Source organism: Bradyrhizobium uaiense (genome assembly GCF_010811875.1).
GTDB lineage: Bacteria > Pseudomonadota > Alphaproteobacteria > Rhizobiales > Xanthobacteraceae > Bradyrhizobium > Bradyrhizobium uaiense.
This window is the reverse complement of record NZ_VKHP01000223.1, coordinates 1-15729: the sequence shown is the minus strand read 5'-3', so window position 1 is coordinate 15729 and position 15729 is coordinate 1. Positions and strand designations below refer to the sequence as shown.

Sequence of the window (15729 nt, the reverse complement as noted above, 5' to 3'; positions counted from 1 at the left end):
CTGATCCGCGGAGGGCATTATGGCCAGCGGTCATGGGTACCGCGTCAACAGGCCGAACACATGGCTGCTCCGACCAATGCTGCAAAGTGAAGATTCTCCTTGCCAACCCGGAGCCGTCCACACATGGCCCATCGACGTCCAGCGAGGTCCGCTATTGCGCCGCTGTTGCCCGGCGAGCAGACATCGGGTCCCGATTCATGAGTACGACCTGCTCTGCGACCTCTTTGATCAGCGACAGCATGCGGCCTTCACCCCGGCTTGTAAATCTAGGTTTAGGCCAGACAACCAAATCCGTCATTGCGCGCCACCAGCGTGGGATAGCTCGGGGCACCTCAAACCATCAAGTTGCGCCTCACCAGCATCTTCGCAGGGATCAGCCCTGCAAAAGTACGCGAGGTCATGATGCGCGCATCGGAGTCGACGGCAGCCTTCGGAAGCCTGACACAATTTGATCCCGAATCGGGACGGGACCTGAGACGCACTGCTCGTAGTCCGGAAACGGACAATCCATTTCCCGAGAAGCGAGCCGTATCGGCCGGCGCCGCTTCAGCCAAAGTCTCGTTCGGACCATTCTGCCTGCTTCCGACGCAGTTTCTCCTGCGCGAGGGCGACAAGCCGGTCCCTCTCGGAAGCCGGGCTCTGGAGATATTGATCGTCCTGCTCGAACGCCGCGGCGAGCTGGTGAGCAAGCAGGACTTGATGGCCCGGGTCTGGCCCAATGTCTTTGTCGAACCTGCCAACCTCACGGTCCACATGTCCGCGCTGCGACGCGCGCTACGTGACGGCCGGGACGGGCATCGGTTCATCGTCAACATCCCCGGACGCGGCTACTGCTTCGTTGCTGCAGTCGATGTGTCGGGACACGAGAGCTGAGCGCGCGTGGCGCAGCATCCGCAGAGGCATTGCCGTGGTCGCGATATCGACAGAGCAGCCGTTCACCATCGCGAAGATTCCCGTCGGCTCCTGGAGCTTCGCCATCCGCGTCTGGCTGGCAACGATCCTGGCCTTGTTCGTGAGCTTTTGGCTGCAGCTTGAAGCACCGACCACGGCGGCGCTCACTGTTGCCATTCTTGCCGAACCAACCCGCGGCCAAGCACTGGACAAGGCAGCTTTTCGACTGCTCGCCACCGTTGTGGGCCTGACAGCGTCCATCGCAATCACTGGCCTTTTCTCCCAGGCGAGGGATCTGATCCTGGCCGCGTTTGCGGTGTGGATTGGTCTTTGCGTCTTTGCGGCGAAGCTTTTGGACGGCTACCGGGCCTATGCCGCGGTGTTGTCGGGCTACACGGTCGCGCTTGTTGCCACACAGCAGATCGACACCCCGAAGCATGTGTTTGAATCCAGCATGGCGCGCGGCGCCGCGATCGCGGTCGGCGTTCTGTCGATTGCAGTGGTCAATACGTTGGCGTTTGCCCCCGATCGCCATCCGCAGCTTGTAGCGCAACTCGCGGCGATTCATCGCCGGGTTCGCGATTTTGCGAGGGCAGCGTTCCGCGGCGAACCAGGTAACCCGACGACATTCGCGACGCTGCTTCAGGACATCGTAACGCTCCGTCCCGAGACGGCGAGCGTGGTTTTCGAATCGAGTAGCGGCCCCATCGTGAGCGCGGCTGCCCGCAGCGTGGCCGTTGGTCTCATTGCTGAATTGCAGGCGGCTCGCGTCCTCAACAACGATGGTGCCCACGGCCGCGATGTCGAGAGCAAAGCCGTAGCACAGAACGAGCTGCTGCGCCGGGACGAACAGGTTCGGGCGGACTTGCTGGCCTTGAGATCAGTCAGGTGGCCATCGCGATTGTGGCGCGCGCCCCTGTATCGTTCTTATCGCATTGCCGCCGCAAGCGGTATCCGCGCCACTCTATGGCTTGCAATTGCTTCGATCCTCTACGTCTGGGCTGGGTGGCCCGCGGCGAGCGCATCAATGTCATTCGTGGTCCTGATCGCTGGATTGGGAGCCACGACCCCGAATCCGCGCGGCTTCACGGCGATCGCATTGGTCGGTACGCCGATCGCAGCGGTGCTGACCGGCATTCTCGAGTTCATCATCCTCAATGGAGCCGACGCCTTTCCTCTGTTGGCCATCGGTCTTGCTCCCTTTATAGTCGGTGCTGCACTCCTGATGACCTCCAAAAATCTGCTGTGGTCGGCACTTGGCCGTGTCAATTTGCTTTCCATTCCGGCTCTCCTGGCGCCGAGCAACCCGCAGACCTACAATCCGGAGACCTTCCTCTTTACATCACTATTTCTAGGCGCCGCGGCCGCACTCCTGCTTGCAGCACAGACGCTGATTCCTCCCGTCTCGGATGACCAGCGCAGGATGCGGCTTCTCGTCGAGGCTCGAAACGAGCTCAGGGATCGGGTCCACCGGAATGGAGAGAGTCCGGAGGAAGCCACGTTCCGCGACGCGTCGCGAATCGGGCAATTTCTGGCCGCTGGAGGCGCGCAGGACAGTCGCGCCCTTGCTGAAATGCTGTCTTGCTTCGACCAAGCGGCAATGCTGCGGCTTTGCGATGCCATGCTGACGCGGTTCGCCGATGGGCCGCTCGCAGGCAGGGCCCGCGAGGCGATCGTCGAGCGCGATACGGTCACTCCACAGGCCATTGCAGATCGGTTGCGCGAAGCGACCTCGCAGAAAGACGCTATCGAAGCGGAAGCTGCAGCCTGCCTGATCTTGACAGGCAACACAGTCGATCGGGGTAACGGCACCGGGTCTGCCGGGGAGACGGTCTGATGGCGCACACCTTTCCGGAGCTGGTGATCGGGGGCGTTCTGTTGGCGCCATTCGTAACGTATCTGGCGATCACTCTCGCCGTCGTCATGGTTCTGCGACCGCTTCTTCATGTCGTCGGCTTTGCCAAGCTGTTCAGCCACGCCCCGGTTGCAGAGCTGAGCCTGTTCGTAACGGTTCTCGGCATGTTGATGCTGTTGTTCTAGAGGAGATGGCCATGGGTACGACCATTGATGATGAGGTCTATCAGCAAGACGAGGTGGAGGCAGCGGTCACGCGCTTCCCGCCGCGTTCCGGTGACGCATCGGCTCGTCAAGGCGGTGAATCCGACGAGATCGCGCGAAGGATACCGGAGCGCGATCCGGGCGACGAACCGGCCGTCTCTCCGCCCCGAAGGTCCACGGCCCGACGGCGAAGCGACGCCTTGCGATCCGGACGGCTTGTGTTGCGCAGGGTTGCGACAGCCGGGATTGCCATCGTCGCGGTCCTGATCGCACTCGTGGCGTGGGACCACTACAATGCCGGGCCCTGGACCCGGGATGGACGCGTGCGCGTGCAGGTCGCGAGCGTTGCGCCGGAGATCTCAGGCAAGATCAAGGAACTCAGAATCGTCGACAATCAGTTCGTTCACAAGGGCGACGTCCTGTATGTGATCGATCCATTCGACTTCGAGGTTGCGCTGCGAACGAACAAGGCAACGTTGCAGCAAAAGTCGGCTGACTTGAACGTCAAGGAGCTGCAGTCCGAGCGCCGCCGTCGCTTGTCGGACCTGGCGAGCAGCACCGAAGAGAAGCAGATCTATGAGGGAAATGCGCTCCAGGCAAAAGCGGCCGTGGAATCGGCTCAACAGCAGGTGGCGCAAGCGGATATCAATCTGCAGCGCACCGAAGTGCGCAGTCCCGTGAATGGCATTGTCACCAATCTCCTGCTCCGAGAGGGAGACTATGCGCATCAAGGTGCTGGCAATGTTTCGGTCATCGACACGGATAGCTATTGGGTGGACGGCTATTTCGAGGAAACCAAGCTGGCCCGGTTATGCGTAGGTGATCGCGCCGAGGCAAAGCTGATGGGTTACTCGATGCCTATCATTGGTCACATCGCGACGGTGACGCGTGGCGTCAGCGTATCCAACGCGGCGGCCGCGACACAGGGATTACCCAACGTCGATCCAGTCTACACTTGGGTGCGGTTGGCGCAGCGAGTGCCGATCCGGATCGCGATCGACCAGGTGCCGGCCGGCGTGCCGCTGGTGTCGGGCTTGACCGCAACCGTCACGATCCGGGACGGCGAGAACAAAACGCTGTTGCAAAAAGCCCGCTCCGAGCTCGAAACGAGCTTCTTCGGATTGATCGGCGGAGCTTCGGCACGGCCGGACTGCATCCCTGGCCCCTCGTCGCCTTAGCCGTGGAAGGCCGCTATTCGCCGGGCATGCTGGCGTCTCTGCTGTCGACAGGGCGTGATGCCGTCATCCTCACGGGGAGGCAGTGGATTTTCTAGCGCATCCGAATCCGACGCGCGCCATTCCTAAGCCAAGGTTTATGAGGAGCAACCAGGGCCGTACTCGGAACGACCCGCGTGCAATAGAACGAGGCCCGCCGAACTGCAATTCTCTTCCTGACAATTCGTTTTGCGGAGTTAGGTCATGAGGAGAATAGCTGTGGTCGTCGCGTCCGCCGCGCTCAATGCGTTCACGATTCCCGCTGTTGCGACGGAATGTACGTCGATCAGGGATATCGATGCGTCGCGGTCACGCTGGGAATTGTTGCGCAGCCAGCCTGCTAGGGACGCCGACAAGGAAAAGATTTGCCGTGCCTACGCCACCTCGTTCTATGAGTCGGTGACACTTCGGCAGGTCGAGGCAAGGTGCGCCGGCGGCGGACGAAATTTCGTTGTGCTCGACTCAGAGATCAACGCGTTCAACGACCTGCTGGCGACGAAGTGCGGCGGTTGAGCCCCACCGCCAAGCGGCTGGCCGCAATCCCCGAGGTGCTCAGATGATCCTGTTTCCGCTCATGACCACGTGGATGTGGTTCCAAATCTTGATGACATCACCGCTGTTGGTGCCTGCTCCGCATCGTCGAGCTCAGCGGCAACGCTGAGGTGGCGATTTGTCTCAGCTGAAGGAGGTGAACATGACCCAGGTATTTTTCCACTGCTCCAATACGAAGAAGGTTTTCCTCGATGACCGCGGCGCCGTGGTGGACGACCTCGCTGAGGCGCGCGACCTCGCGACCCGCGTCGTGCAGTCGGTCACGAACGAGAGCAGCCTCGAGGACTGGCGCGACTGGGTCGTGCATGTCAGCGACGACCAGGGCGATGAACTGTTCGTCGTGCCCTTCACATTGATCCTCGGCAAGCCGCATTGATGGTCCTCCTGGCCTGCCGGTCCGTGTCACGCACTTTTTATTGCTCGTGACCATCTGCGGGCTTCAAACCGGCACCAGGGCACCCAGATGAACTTAAGGAATGATGGACATAATTCAATAGGAGCCTGCTATGGGTGACGTTATTCGATTTGTCTCGAAATCAGAGCGCGAGCGCATACGCCTGATCCTGGAAGCCCGCGCCATATATGACAGCGTCTTCCCGCCGGCCGATCCGGACAGCGAGCGGAACACGGCGCCGGCAATCGGAGCCAGTGGCCTCATGGCCCAACGCGGTGAGGGGGCTTCGTCGTGATTGCGGTCATTGCTCTGCTGTGCAGCCTGTCTTCCCCGACGAACTGCCACGAGCAAACCGTCACCACGTCTGACTTTGCTAGCGTCTCTGTGCAGTCATGCTTGATGGGCGCGCCGCAGCTTGCCGACTGGATGAAGGAGCATCCCGCCGAGCGTCTCGCAGCATGGCGCTGCGTGATCGGCAAGCAGGGCGGCAGGGGAGCTTAGTTTGAAAAACGGATCACTTCTCCTGGCGATTGTAGCCGATACACGAGACGCACATTCGCGACGAGTTGCCGAGATTTGGTCTGCTTTACTCGCACCGACGTTCCGCGTGGGGTACCAGTTTGCCTCGCGAAGGTGGACAGCTTCGCAACTGCTCGGCGCCGGACCTCCCCTGGCCCTTCGCCGTAGCCGGCGGCGGCCGGTCCTTCCCCTCCCGAGGACCGGCCGCCCCTTTTTAGGCCTGACGGCGGCGACGCCGGATCGAATGCGTGTCGGATCGCTTGGGCGCAATCGTTGAGCACAAACACGATGGAGATGTGGTTCTATGACACACGATCATTTCTTCACCGCAGCGCTTGCTCGTCTGCACGCTGAACGGCGCTACCGCGTATTTGCGGACCTCGAGCGCATCGCCGGGCGTTTCCCGCACGCAATATGGCATTCCCCGAATGGCCCACGGCCGGTCGTGATCTGGTGCTCGAACGATTATCTCGGCATGGGCCAGCATCCGAAGGTGATCGGTGCGATGGTCGAAACCGCGACCCGCATGGGTGCCGGCGCGGGCGGCACCCGCAACATCTCCGGTACAAATCATCCCTTGGTCGAACTAGAACGGGAACTCGCCGGTTTGCACGACAAGGAGGCCGCGCTGGTCTTCACCTCGGGCTACGTCTCCAACGCAACCGGCATCCCGACCATCGCAAAACTGCTGCCGAATTGTGTGATCCTGTCGGACGCCTGGAACCACAATTCGATGATCGAGGGCGCGCGCCGTGCCGGCGTGGAGAAGAAGATCTGGCGACACAACGACGTCAGCCACCTCGAAGCACTGCTGGCAGCCGCGGCGCCCGAGCGGCCAAAGCTGATCGTATTCGAGGCGCTCTACTCGATGGACGGGGACGTCGCACCGGTGAACCGAATCTGCGATCTCGCAGAGCGTTACGGGGCCATGACCTACATCGACGAGGTCCATTCGGCCGGCATGTATGGCCCGGCCGGCGCCGGCATCGCGGCGCGGGAAGGGGCCCTGCACCGGATCGACGTGGTCGAGGGCACGCTGGCGAAGGCCTTCGGCGGCCTCGGCGGCTACATCGCTGCGAATGCCGACGTCATCGATGCAGTGCGCTCCTACGCACCGGGGTTCATTTTCACCACCGCGCTGCCGCCCGCGGTCTGCGCCGCCGCTACAGCGGCAATCCGCCATCTCAAGGGTTCGCAATGGGAGCGCGACCGCCATCAGGACCGCGCCGCGCGGGTAAAGTCCGTGCTCAACGCCGCCGGCCTACCGGTCATGCCCAGCGAAACGCACATTGTGCCTGTCATGGTGGGTGATCCGGAAAGATGCAAGGAGGCGAGCGATCTCCTGCTCGCCGAACACGGCATCTATGCTCAGCCGATCAACTATCCGACCGTCCCGCGCGGCACGGAGCGGCTGCGCATCACGCCGACGCCCTATCATGATGACGCACTGATCGACGCGCTGGCTGAAGCGCTGGTCGATGTATGGGGGCGGCTTGGGTTGCCCTTGCGACGGCATATGCTCGCGGCGGAGTGACTGCCACCACAAGCAGCATCGGTACAAGCCTCGTATCCAGCACAGGCGCCAATTACTCTATCCACTCTCGCGGCTCGGCGATTAGCAAGACCCCTAGGCCGGGCTTTGGCGTACGTGGGATGAGGCTCTAACATCTAGTAGTCTGGACCGTAGGTTCCCCCACGCCGGAAATGAAAACAGCTGGTAAATCAATGGGGATTGACTTCCACTCTCTCCGTCACACTAAAATTGCGTCGAGAAAGTCCCGCAGGCCTTTCTACGGACCGGGAACTCGTCGGTGTAGCCCCAGAGGCGCTCGCACAGAGCCGTCCGCCGTTGACCTTCAGATAGGTTCCGGCCGCGCAAAGCGGTAACGGAAACAGATGTTTATCGGGAAGGTGCCGGCGCTGACTACGGCGCGCTTAGTATGGCGTCACTTCCGGTCGCGCCTTGCCACGAGCTGCCACGCTCCAGCCCTCCTGACAGACCTTGGATTAGGTATATGATTTCATGCCGTGACGCGCTCGACCGTACCCAAGACCGAGCGCGCGGCGCGCGAGGAGCTTAATCAGCGGACTTCAAGTCGGCGCCCGGGTGCCGGAGTCTGACAAATGGTGCAGCAATCGCCGAATATCGGGTACTCGGACGATAGCTCTCAGGTGCTATGGGAGGACGGCGAGCGCGTGTTCAGCCGTGGCTGGCGGCTGGACGATAATGGAAATCGGCGCGCCGTGCTGCTTGTTGCCCCTGCCGCGGACCACCCGTCCCCCTCAACACTCGATCGCCTCACGCACGAATACGAGCTGAAAGATGAGCTCGACAGGGCATGGGCGGCCCAGCCGCTCGCACTCATGCGCGACGCCAGTCGGACCGTGCTGGTGCTCAATGATCAGGGCGGCGAGCCGCTCGACCATTTGCTCGATGGAGCGATGGAGGTAGGGCCGTTCTTGACGCTGGCTATCGGGGTCTCCTCAGCTCTGGGAAAGCTTCATCAGCGCGGACTCATCCACAAGGATATCAAGCCAGCTAATGTCGTGGTGAATTGTTCGGATGGACGCGTGCGACTCACCGGGTTTGGCATTGCATCGCGCTTGTCGCGCGAGCGGCAGGCCCCCGAGCCACCCGAGACCATCGCCGGCACGCTCGCCTACATGGCGCCCGAACAAACCGGGCGGATGAACCGGTCGATCGACGCCCGCAGCGATCTCTACGCCCTCGGCATCACCTTGTACCAAATGCTAACAGGCGTTCTCCCCCTAACGGCCGCCGATCCGATGGAATGGGTGCACTGCCATATTGCCAGAAAGCCGGTACCGCCGGGGAAGCGACGCGACAGTGTCCCGGCGCCCGTTTCGGCGATCATTATGAAGCTGCTCGCCAAGACGCCCGAGGATCGATACCAGACCGCTGCCGGTGTCGAGCGCGACCTACGACGCTGCTTGGCCGAATTGGAAGAGCGCCGCCACATCGATGACTTCCCGATCGGTCAGCAAGACACGCCAAACCAACTGTTGATCCCCGAAAAGCTGTACGGGCGAGATCGCGAGATCGCGACGCTGCTTTCCTGCTTCGATCGCGTCACCAAAACCGGTGTCGCGGAATTGGTGTTGGTTTCAGGTTATTCCGGTATTGGTAAGTCCTCCGTCGTCGATGAACTGCACAAAGTGCTCGTGCAGCCACGCGGTTTGTTCGCGTTCGGGAAGTTCGACCAGTACAAGCGCGATATCCCTTACGCGACGCTGGTGCAGGCCTTCCAGGGCCTCATCCCGCCTCTCCTCAGCAAGAGCGACGTAGAGTTGGCGACCTGGCGCCACGCGCTTCTAGAGGCGTTGGGATCCAATGGGCGGCTCGTGATCGATCTCATACCCGAACTGAAGCTAATCATCGGGGACCAGCCATCGGTTCCTGAGCTACCTCCACAGCAGGCACAACGCCGATTTCAGCTCGCATTTCGCTCCTTCATAAGCGTATTTGCCCGCGCGGACCAACCACTTGCGCTCTTCCTCGACGATTTACAGTGGCTCGACGCGGCGACGCTTGATCTGTTGGAAGACCTTATGCGGTCGGACATTCGGCATCTCATGCTGGTGGGTGCCTATCGCGACAACGATGTCGCTCCGGCCCATCCGCTCATGAAAAAAATCGGCGCTATCAAGGCAGCTAACGGAAATGTGGTCGAGATCAAGCTTTCGCGGCTCGACCACGAGCACGTTGGGAAATTGGTTGCGGACGCTCTTCGCTGTCCGCCGGAGCGCGCCGCACCGCTTGCGAAGCTGTTGCATGCTAAGACTGACGGCAATCCGTTTTTCGTCATTCAGTTCCTGTCCTCGCTCGTCGAAGAAGGGCTACTGGCGTTCGATCATGATGGCGCGCGCTGGATCTGGGATATCGACCGCATTCACGCCAAAGACTACACCGACAATGTCGTAGAACTCATGGTGGGGAAGCTCGCTCGGCTTCCGATCGAGACGCAAAACGCGTTGCGACAGTTGGCTTGTCTCGGAAACATTGCTGAGAGCACGGCACTTTCAATGATCCTCGGGATGTCGGAGGAGCAGCTCGATACGGTTCTGTGGCCGGCGCGCCATCAGGAGATGGTCGAGCGTGCGGGAGGTGCTTACCGGTTCGTCCATGATCGCATCCAAGAGGCCGCCTATGCGCTGATCCCAGAGCGGCTGCGCGGCGAGACGCATCTTCGAATAGGACGGCTGCTTGCGGCGCGAGCATCCCCGGAGAAGGGAGACGAAGCGACGTTTGAAATCGTCAATCAGCTCAACCGAGCTGTTCATTTGATCGAATCGATTGATGAACGCGAACGGGCGGCGGAATTTAACCTGGCGGCAGGCCGGCGTGCCAACTCATCGACTGCATACGTTTCGGCGCTCAGTTACTTCGTCGCAGGTCGAAGCCTATTGGTAGAGGATTGTTGGGAACGTCGTTGGGAGCTTATCTTCGCGCTCGATTTTCATCGCGCGGAATGCGAGCTATTGACCGGCGCGCTCTCGGACGCGGAAGGGCACTGGGCGGCATTGTCTGCTCGTGTCACGGCTGCTGCTGATCGAGCAGTGGTGGCACGCCTCGGCATCGACCTTTACATCAGGCTCAATCAACCCCGCCGCGCGATCGCTGTCGGTCTCGAGTACCTGAGCTACCTAGGAATCAACTGGTCGCCGCATCCAACCGATGAGGAGGCGCGCGCAGCCTATCGGCGAGTCTGGTCGGAGCTCGACCGACGCACGACCGAGGAACTGAAGGCGCTTCCTGTGATGAGCGACCCGGCGTCCCTCGTCTTGCTGGACGCCTTGAATCGCCTCTCTTCCCCAGCGCAATACACCGACTTCAACCTCTACACGCTCGCGGTCTGCGAAATGCTCCGCCTTACGTTGGATCGCGGCAACAGCGACGCATCGGCGGTCGCGTATGCCCGGTTTGGTATGATCGTCGGGCTACAGTTTGGTGAGTACGAGCGATCATATCGCGTCGGACAACTCGCTTATGAGCTCGTCGAAGAGCGTGCTCTGTGGCGTTTCCAGGCGGGCGTGTACCTGAACTTCGGTAATATGGTCATGCCTTGGAGGAAGCATATCAGAACGTGCTGCGAACTGATGGACCGCGCATTCGACGCGGCGCAGAAAGCCGGTGACCTCGTGTATGCGGGCATCTGCTTCCATCTACGGGTGCTCAATCTTCTTACGGTCGGTGATCCGCTTGCCGACATCGAACGGGAAGGCGACAGGGCAAGGTCTCGCGAAGTACAGCAAGGCTTTGAGTTCCTCAGTGCGGCAATCGCAGTAGTACGAATGTTGCGCGGCAAGACGGTACGATTCGGTTCCTTGGATCATGAGCAGTTTGACGAGCAGCGAAATGAGCGCGATTTCGCCAAAGCTTCGGATGCGACGGCCGGCCAATGCCTGTATTGGATCTGCAAGCTGCAAGCTCGCTTTATGGCTGGAGACTACGCGGCAGCGATTGACGCCGCATCGAGGGCGCAGCCGCTTTTGAGTCTGTCTCTAACCATCATGGAGACGGCCGACTATCACTTCTACAGCGCCCTGTCGTACGCGGCCTTCTGTGACGCGACATCTACCGGCCAGCGGGCATCGGCACTGGACGCCTTGAATCTCCATCACCGCCAGCTTGCGAGCTGGGCCGCGGCCTGTCCCGAAAACTTCGCAGATCGAGCGGCGTTGGTCGGCGCGGAGATTGCCCGCATTGATGGCCGCGCCTTCGTTGCAATGAACCTCTACGAACAGGCCATTCGTTCGGCGCAGACAAGCGGCTTTGTCCACAATGAAGCGCTCGCCAGAGAGTTGGCGGCGCGCTTTTACACCATTCAAGGCTTCGGACAGATCGCGCATCTATATCTGCGGAACGCCCGCGATTGCTACCTTCGCTGGGGCGCGGACGGGAAGGTAACACAACTCGATCAACTCAATCCTTGGCTTAGGCAGGAGCATCGTGCGCCGGGTTCAATGGGCACAATCGAAGAGCCAGTTGAGCATCTCGATCTCAAGATGATGATCGATATATCGCAGACTTTGTCAGGCGAAATGGTTCTGGACAAACTCATCGACAAACTTATGCGGACAGCTCTCGAGCACGCCGGCGCCGGGCGCGGCCTCTTGATCACGGCGCAGGGCGACGAGTTGATGGTACAAGCGGAGGCCACCGCGAGCCAAGATAACGTAACTGTGCATCTGCATGGGAGTTATCCGCCCTCAGTGGCGCTACCAAAGTCGCTCGTTCGTTACGGAATTCGGACCAAGGAAATCGTAATTCTCGACGATGCGTCAACTCACAATCCATTTTCTTCCGATCCCTACATCGCAACGGGGCATCTCCGTTCTATTCTCTGTTTGCCGCTTATCAACCAGGGAACGCTCACAGGCGTTCTCTATCTGGAGAACGATCTGACACCAAGAGTCTTTACGCCCGATCGCGTCGCTTTGTTGAAGGTGCTTGCGTCACAGGCGGCGATCTCGCTCGAAAATTCGCGACTTTATCGCGACGTCGCAGATCGGGAAGGGCAGATTCGGTGTTTGGTCGACGCTAACATCATTGGGATCGCTATTGCCGACAGCGAAGGCCGTTTTCTTGAAGCCAATGACGCGTTTCTACATCTCGTAAGATATGGCCGTGAAGACTTGGTTTCGCGCGTGCGCTGGACCGAGCTGTCACCGCCCGAATGTCGCGAGCGCGACAAATTGATTCAGGCTGAACTGAACTCAACCGGGATAGTTCGGCCCTTCGAGAAAGAGTATGTTCGGAAAGACGGAAGCCGCGTTCCCGCGCTTGTTGGCGCCGCGTTGTTCAAGGAAGGAGGTGGCAAGAGTGTTGCGTTCGTGCTCGATTTGACAGAGCGCAAGCGGGCCGAGGATCGGTTGCGCCGCACCGAGGCCTGGCTAAGGCAAGCAGAAAGTCTAAGCCATAGCGGAACTCGGGTCTATAATGCGACAACTAACACGTATATTTATTGGTCCGACGAGAGTTACCGAATCTGGGGGTTTGATCCGCAGCAAGGCCTTCCAAGCCGTGACGATACGCTTCGACGCATCCACCCGGACGATCGAGACGGAGTGAGCGATAAAATTCAAGAAGTAGTGCGCCAGAAAACGGATTTCGCAATCTTCGAATTCAGAATCTTACTTCCTGATGGAACAATAAAATACGTTGAGCTAGCCAGCCGTCAGCTGTTTTCTTCCGGGGGCGCGTTTTTGGAGGCGGTGACCTGTACAGTCGATGTGACGCAACGCAAGCGTACCGAGCAAGCCTTACGGGCGAGTGAAGCGAAGTTTCGAGCAGCCATTGACGGGATAGCCGGACTCGTTGCGATCATGTCTCCGAGCGGCGAACTCGAATCCGTCAATAGCCCGCTCACCGAGTATTTCGGTCGAACCGTCGAAGAGCTGAAGAACTGGGCGACAGGCGATGCAGTACATCCTGAAGACCTTCCCCGTGTCCTTGAATCTTATGAGACGTCACTCGCCGCCGGTACTCCCTTCCATCACGAACTACGCCTGAGGCGCTTTGACGGCGAGTATCGGTGGTTTGAAAATCGCGGCGCCCCAATTCGCGACGAGTCCGGGCGTACCGTGCGTTGGTACTGTCTGCTAACAGACATCGACGACCGCACACAAGCGTTGGCGCGGTTGCAGCAGATGCAATCGGATTTCGCCCACATGAACCGCGTGAGCATGATGGGAGAATTGGCTGCTTCGCTGTCTCACGAAATTCTGCATCCGATCGCAACCGCCCGCAACAACGCTCGTGCCGGGATGCTTTTTTTGGAAAGGAGCCCGCCAAATCTGGATAAGGCCAAGGTCGCGTTCGGTCGCGTTGTCAGCGACGCCGACCGAGCTAAGGATATCGTCGGACGGGTGCGTGATCAGATCAAGAAAGCGCCCCCGCGAAAAGAGCGCTTTGACCTCAATGAAGCGATCGACGAGGTGACCGTGATGATGCAAAGCACAATCGCTAAGAACAGAATCGTTGTCCGGACCCACCTTATGAATGGGCTGGTCCCTATTTGGGGCGATCGCGTTCAACTGCAACAAGTCCTGCTGAACCTTGCCCTGAATGCGGCCGAAGCCATGGGCTCGGTTGAGGAGGGGACACGAGAGCTGGTGATCAGCACCGAGCAAGATCAGACAGGCGCCCTCGTGGCTGTCCGCGATTCCGGGCCTGGCATTGATCCGGCGAATCTCGATCGGGTCTTCGATACCTTCTACACAACGAAATCCAGTGGAACAGGCATGGGATTGTCGATATGCCGCTCCATCATCGATGCTCATGGGGGCAAACTATGGGCGGAAGCGAATCAGCCGCGCGGCGCTGCATTCCAGTTCACGTTGCCCGGCGCCGAAGAGGATTCATGACTTGTCATCAATCGGCGTACCGGGCTGCAGCGCCGAGCGCAGGCATCGATCGAGATGCTTGTCGTCCACTGGCTTGCTGAGAAAACAAACAACCCCGTCCCTTAGGGCCTGATCCCTGATGGCTTCATCGGGGTATGCAGTAACGAGGATCGTCGGAATCGCGTATCCAGCGTCGACCAAGTGTCTGTGCAGCTCAACTCCAGTCATGCCAGGCATTTGAACGTCGGTGACCAAGCAGGCGGTTTCCCGCAGGAGACGCGATGCGAGGAAATCGGCTGCTGACGGAAACGCTTCGACAGTATAGCCCAACGACATCACGAGTTGATGCATTGATTCACGAAATGTTTGATCATCATCGACGATGGAAATCAGTGCACGGTTCAACATCGCGGCTTCCATGCACCGTCCTCGCTGCACATATCATCGGCGGCAATACCTTGCTGCATGAAGCTCACTGTCGGCGACATTTCCCAGCAATGCAATACCTGCGCCCCTAAGCGATGTGCATAGGGACTTGGCCCATCCGCTTAGGCAACAGATACTTTTCATCTCGATGGATTGTGCCTAGAATACCGTCGTTTGCGGGAAGAATGCGCTCCCCCTAAATGCGGGATACCGGGAATGGGTAACGCAGATCCCAGCGTCATGGTTATCGATGACGATCCTGAGTTTCGCGCGTCGGTCGCGCTGCTGTTGGAGGCGGTCGGCTTGCAGACCCGTCAATTTTCGTCTGTTCCTGATTTTCTTAGGGCTGATCCACCGGAGGGCCCCACTTGCCTGGTCCTCGACGTGCGCATGCCAGGGCGAAGCGGTCTTGATCTTCAGCGCGACCTTGCAGCTGCGAACCGGCAAGTGCCGATCATCTTCATCACAGCTCACGCCGACGTGCCGATGAGCGTGCAAGCGATGAAGGGGGGTGCAATCGAGTTCCTTACAAAACCGTTCCGTGATCAGGATCTTCTTGACGCGGTCGAGAACGGCCTCGCTCGCGATCGCACCCGTCAAGAGAGTGAAAGAGCATTTGCCATGCTCAAGGCGCGTTTCGACATGCTAAGCCCGCGCGAGCGTGAGATCATGCTCCATATCGTGGCGGGTCGCCTGAACAAACAGATTGCCAACGATATCGGCCTCGCGGAGGGTACAGTGAAGGTGCATCGCACCCACCTGATGCGAAAGATGGAGGCGCGTACGTTTCCCGAGCTCTGCCGGATGGCTGAAATCCTCAATATGAAGCCGAAGAGGCCATAGAGTTTCTGAGCCGGCGAAGTGCATCCTCTTCACGGCGCATTTATCCCAGCGTACCGGTCATTCGTGCAAATTTGCGATCTGCCGTGTCAGCTATACCGCTGATCATCCTCCCTTGCCCGGTCATCCGGCCACCGGGTGCGGCAGCAAAGGAATCATAACCAGAGGTCTCGCACCGCGTTGTCCCTAAGCGATTTGCATATGAAAGTCTAACCACAGGCAAACCTCACACCACCTGCGGGCAATCGACCGCAGCGCCGCAAGCCGTCAAATTACATTTCAAGAATTTTTTCTGGAAACGGTCAATCACGACACGCAACGCCAGTCAGGACGGAACGACGCGGGGCTCGTCAGTAAAGTCCGGGCGCCTTGACGGAGAACGACAATCCATGGAGCTTCATCAAGTTCGCTACTTTCTCGCCGTTGCCGCGACGCTCAACTTCACCCGCGCGGCCGAGCAGTGCAACG

At 59.7% G+C, this 15729-nt stretch carries 13 protein-coding genes; 12 read left to right on the top strand and 1 reads right to left on the bottom strand.

Annotated elements, in window-relative coordinates; translation table 11 throughout:
• Positions 1 to 345 precede the first annotated feature (345 nt).
• From FNJ47_RS36485 to FNJ47_RS36440, 10 genes are all read left to right on the top strand, one after another.
• A complete protein-coding gene (locus FNJ47_RS36485; RefSeq protein WP_163160731.1) occupies positions 346 to 873 on the top strand; it encodes a winged helix-turn-helix domain-containing protein in 528 nt (175 codons plus the stop codon).
• Positions 874 to 907: 34 nt separating this feature from the next.
• Positions 908 to 2728, top strand: coding sequence for an FUSC family protein (locus FNJ47_RS36480; RefSeq protein WP_163160730.1), 1821 nt, complete (start codon positions 908 to 910; stop codon positions 2726 to 2728).
• The gene (locus tag FNJ47_RS36475) at positions 2728 to 2931 is read left to right on the top strand and encodes a DUF1656 domain-containing protein (RefSeq protein WP_163160729.1); all 204 of its coding nucleotides are present in this window, start codon (positions 2728 to 2730) and stop codon (positions 2929 to 2931) included. Before FNJ47_RS36480 ends, FNJ47_RS36475 begins: the two co-directional genes overlap by 1 nt.
• Positions 2932 to 2942: 11 nt before the next feature.
• Positions 2943 to 4127, top strand: coding sequence for an HlyD family secretion protein (locus FNJ47_RS36470; RefSeq protein ID WP_163160728.1), 1185 nt, complete (start codon positions 2943 to 2945; stop codon positions 4125 to 4127).
• 240 nt (positions 4128 to 4367) lie between these two features.
• Entirely contained in the window at positions 4368 to 4676 is a 309-nt protein-coding gene (locus FNJ47_RS36465) for a hypothetical protein (protein WP_163160727.1), read from the top strand.
• Positions 4677 to 4857: 181 nt separating this feature from the next.
• Positions 4858 to 5091 (top strand): DUF6894 family protein, encoded by a 234-nt coding sequence (locus FNJ47_RS36460; RefSeq protein ID WP_163160726.1) that lies wholly within the window; start codon positions 4858 to 4860, stop codon positions 5089 to 5091.
• A 130-nt stretch (positions 5092 to 5221) separates the two neighbouring features.
• Positions 5222 to 5404, top strand: a complete 183-nt coding sequence (locus FNJ47_RS36455) for a hypothetical protein (RefSeq protein WP_163160725.1) — start codon at positions 5222 to 5224, stop codon at positions 5402 to 5404.
• Positions 5401 to 5610, top strand: a complete 210-nt coding sequence (locus FNJ47_RS36450) for a hypothetical protein (protein ID WP_163160724.1) — start codon at positions 5401 to 5403, stop codon at positions 5608 to 5610. The genes FNJ47_RS36455 and FNJ47_RS36450 overlap by 4 nt, the downstream gene beginning before the upstream one ends.
• Before the next feature lie 322 nt (positions 5611 to 5932).
• Positions 5933 to 7162 carry a 5-aminolevulinate synthase gene (hemA, locus tag FNJ47_RS36445; protein WP_163160723.1) on the top strand — a complete coding sequence of 410 codons (1230 nt, stop codon included), beginning with the start codon at positions 5933 to 5935 and terminating at the stop codon, positions 7160 to 7162.
• A gap of 590 nt (positions 7163 to 7752) precedes the next feature.
• Positions 7753 to 14016 (top strand): AAA family ATPase, encoded by a 6264-nt coding sequence (locus FNJ47_RS36440; protein ID WP_163160722.1) that lies wholly within the window; start codon positions 7753 to 7755, stop codon positions 14014 to 14016.
• Here FNJ47_RS36440 and FNJ47_RS36435 read toward each other — a convergent pair.
• Positions 14011 to 14415, bottom strand: coding sequence for a response regulator (locus tag FNJ47_RS36435; RefSeq protein WP_236000291.1), 405 nt, complete (start codon positions 14413 to 14415; stop codon positions 14011 to 14013). The genes FNJ47_RS36440 and FNJ47_RS36435 overlap by 6 nt on opposite strands.
• 222 nt (positions 14416 to 14637) lie before the next feature.
• Here FNJ47_RS36435 and FNJ47_RS36430 point away from each other — a divergent pair, with 222 nt between their 5' ends.
• Positions 14638 to 15264 (top strand): response regulator transcription factor, encoded by a 627-nt coding sequence (locus FNJ47_RS36430; RefSeq protein ID WP_163160721.1) that lies wholly within the window; start codon positions 14638 to 14640, stop codon positions 15262 to 15264.
• 386 nt (positions 15265 to 15650) lie between these two features.
• A partial coding sequence (locus FNJ47_RS54025; protein ID WP_347341761.1) for a LysR family transcriptional regulator occupies positions 15651 to 15729 on the top strand: 79 nt, incomplete at its 3' end.

Coding starts and splice junctions, on each gene's coding strand:
- FNJ47_RS36475 (WP_163160729.1), top strand. CDS start 2,728: ATGGCGCACACCTTTCCGGAGCTGGTGATCGGGGGCGTTCTGTTGGCG.
- FNJ47_RS36470 (WP_163160728.1), top strand. CDS start 2,943: ATGGGTACGACCATTGATGATGAGGTCTATCAGCAAGACGAGGTGGAG.
- FNJ47_RS36465 (WP_163160727.1), top strand. CDS start 4,368: ATGAGGAGAATAGCTGTGGTCGTCGCGTCCGCCGCGCTCAATGCGTTC.
- FNJ47_RS36460 (WP_163160726.1), top strand. CDS start 4,858: ATGACCCAGGTATTTTTCCACTGCTCCAATACGAAGAAGGTTTTCCTC.
- FNJ47_RS36455 (WP_163160725.1), top strand. CDS start 5,222: ATGGGTGACGTTATTCGATTTGTCTCGAAATCAGAGCGCGAGCGCATA.
- hemA (WP_163160723.1), top strand. CDS start 5,933: ATGACACACGATCATTTCTTCACCGCAGCGCTTGCTCGTCTGCACGCT.
- FNJ47_RS36440 (WP_163160722.1), top strand. CDS start 7,753: ATGGTGCAGCAATCGCCGAATATCGGGTACTCGGACGATAGCTCTCAG.
- FNJ47_RS36435 (WP_236000291.1), bottom strand. CDS start 14,415: ATGGAAGCCGCGATGTTGAACCGTGCACTGATTTCCATCGTCGATGAT.
- FNJ47_RS36430 (WP_163160721.1), top strand. CDS start 14,638: ATGGGTAACGCAGATCCCAGCGTCATGGTTATCGATGACGATCCTGAG.